The 2,276-nt window shown below is 74.1% G+C and carries 2 protein-coding genes; both read left to right on the top strand.

Annotated elements, in window-relative coordinates; genetic code table 11:
- The first annotated feature begins 214 nt into the window (after positions 1–214).
- A complete protein-coding gene (locus Q0L15_RS19725) occupies positions 215–739 on the top strand; it encodes an SPFH domain-containing protein (RefSeq protein ID WP_296606299.1) in 525 nt (174 codons plus the stop codon).
- A complete protein-coding gene (locus Q0L15_RS19720; RefSeq protein ID WP_296606298.1) occupies positions 726–2,228 on the top strand; it encodes a potassium/proton antiporter in 1,503 nt (500 codons plus the stop codon). Before Q0L15_RS19725 ends, Q0L15_RS19720 begins: the two co-directional genes overlap by 14 nt.
- Positions 2,229–2,276 lie beyond the last annotated feature (48 nt).

Genomic DNA, 2,276 nt, shown 5'->3' with positions numbered 1-2,276 from the left:
CCGGCCGTCGGGACACGCTGAACGGTCCCAGCACCAGCAACGACGCGGCGACGACCAGCACCGCGCCGTTGATCAGCGCGACCTTCCACAGCAGCCCCACGTGACCAGCCTGACACGTGGCCGGCCACCAGGCGGGTCCAGCGTCGCGCGAGGCGCCGAAGATGGGTGGTAGCACCCATTCGTTCCGCGCGCGCACGCCCGTTGACTTGGTGCCATGACCGACACAGTCCTTCTCCTGGCGGCTGCCGGCGTGCTCGTGGGCTGCTGGGCCGCCACGTGCGTGCGGCGGGTGCCGGCGGGCCAGTGGCTGGCGGTCGTGCGCGGCGGCGTCGTTCGTCGCAGCCACGTCGCGGGGTTCGCCTGGCGGCTGCCGCTGGTCGAGCGCTTCGCGCGCGACCTGTCCCAGCCCCACGACCTCCCGGTGATGGTTCGGGCGACGACGAGCGACGGCGTCCCGGTCGTGGTGCTGCTCGAGGCGTCCGTCTCGATCCCGGCGCCCCCGCCCGGGACGCGGTACGCCGATCCGTGGCCCGCGGCCGAGGTGGCCGCCGAGGAGACGGTCGCCCGCGTCGTGACCGAGTGGTCGGCAGCCGGTCTCACGCAGACCGCGTCGGCCGCTCGGCTTCCCCTGCGGCGCGCCGTCCGGGCGACGGTCGACGAGCTCGGGGTCGAGGTCCATGACCTCGAGCTCGTCGAGGTCGGGGTCCAGCTCCCCGATGGCGGCCGTGGACCCAGCTGACCTGAACCTGGCCCTGCTCGCGGGGGCCGGCCTGCTGCTGGTGGCCGTCGCGGCGGTGCGGGTCTCGACCCGGGCGGGGCTGCCGAGCCTGCTGGTCTACCTCGCGATCGGCCTGGCCGCCGGCGAGGCCGGCCTCGGCATCGACTTCGAGGACGCCGAGCTCGCGCAGGTGCTGGGCTCCATCGCGCTGGCGTTCATCCTCGCCGAGGGCGGCTTCACCACCGACTGGCGCACGGTGCGGCCGGTCGCCCCGTTGGCGGGCGTGCTGGCGACGGCCGGAGTGGCGGTCTCGGTCGTCGTGACCTCCTCCCTCGTCCACCTCCTCCTGGACGTCGACCTGCGCACGGCGATCCTGCTGGGCGCGGTGGCCTCCTCGACCGACGCCGCGGCGGTCTTCGCCGTGCTGCGCCGGATGCCGATCCGCGCCCGGCTGCGGGCCACGGTGGAGGCGGAGTCCGGCTTCAACGACCCGCCGGTGATCATCCTGGTCACGGTCGTCGCCTCGAGCGCCTGGACCGACGCCGACGGGGTCGGGATCCTCGGCCAGGTCGTCTACCAGCTCCTGGTCGGCGTCGCCGCCGGGTTCCTCGTCGCCCGCGCGGGTCGTTGGGTGCTGGTGCGCAGCGCACTGCCGGCATCGGGGCTCTATCCGATCGCGACGCTCGCGATCGCCTTCCTCGCCTTCGCCCTGGCCGGGGTCGCCGGCGGCAGCGCGCTCATGGGCATCTACGTCGCCGGGCTGACGCTGGGCAACAGCCGGCTGCCGCACCGTGGTGCGACCGAGGGTTTCGTCGAAGGTCTGGCCTGGCTGGCACAGATCGGCCTGTTCATCATGCTCGGTCTGCTGGCCAGCCCTTCGCGGCTCATCGACGCGCTGCCGTACGCCCTGATCGTGGGCGGCTCGCTGACGCTCGTCGCCCGGCCGCTGTCGGTGCTCGTGTGCGCGACGCCGTTCCGCGTCCCGTGGCGCGAGCAGGCCTTCATCTCCTGGGCCGGTCTGCGCGGGGCGGTCCCCATCGTGCTGGCCACCATCCCGATGGCCGCGGGTCTGCCGGGCGCCGAGCGCATCTTCGACGTCGTCTTCCTGCTCGTGGTCGTGTTCACGCTCGTGCAGGGACCCACGCTCCCCTGGGTCACGCGGCGGCTCGGCGCGGCCGCCGAGGACCAGCCGCGTGGGGTCAGCATCGAGTCCGCACCGCTCGACGACCTGGACGCCATCCTCCTGCAGTTCACGGTCGGGCCGGACTCCCGGCTGGCAGGAGTCGAGGTCGGCGAGCTGCGCCTGCCGCCGCGCGCGGCGATCTCGCTGGTGCTGCGCGGCGACGACATCTTCACCCCGACGCCCGGGACCGTCCTGCGCGTGGGGGACCACGTCCTCGTGGCGGCGGCCCGGTCCGACCTCGCCGCCGTCGAGCGACGGCTGCACGCCGTCAGCGAGGCCGGCCGCCTGGCCGGCTGGTACGCCCACCTTCGAGATGGAGCTGCATGAGCACCCCACGAAACTGCGGGCTTCCCCCGCTGCGCTCCTCCAGCCCAC

It is taken from the genome of Nocardioides sp. (genome assembly GCF_024509035.1).
Lineage (GTDB): Bacteria > Actinomycetota > Actinomycetes > Propionibacteriales > Nocardioidaceae > Nocardioides.
This window is presented reverse-complemented; position numbering and strand designations above follow the sequence as displayed.

Excerpts from the sequence above, each read along its gene's own strand:
- Q0L15_RS19725 (WP_296606299.1), top strand. The coding sequence starts at position 215 with ATGACCGACACAGTCCTTCTCCTGGCGGCTGCCGGCGTGCTCGTGGGC.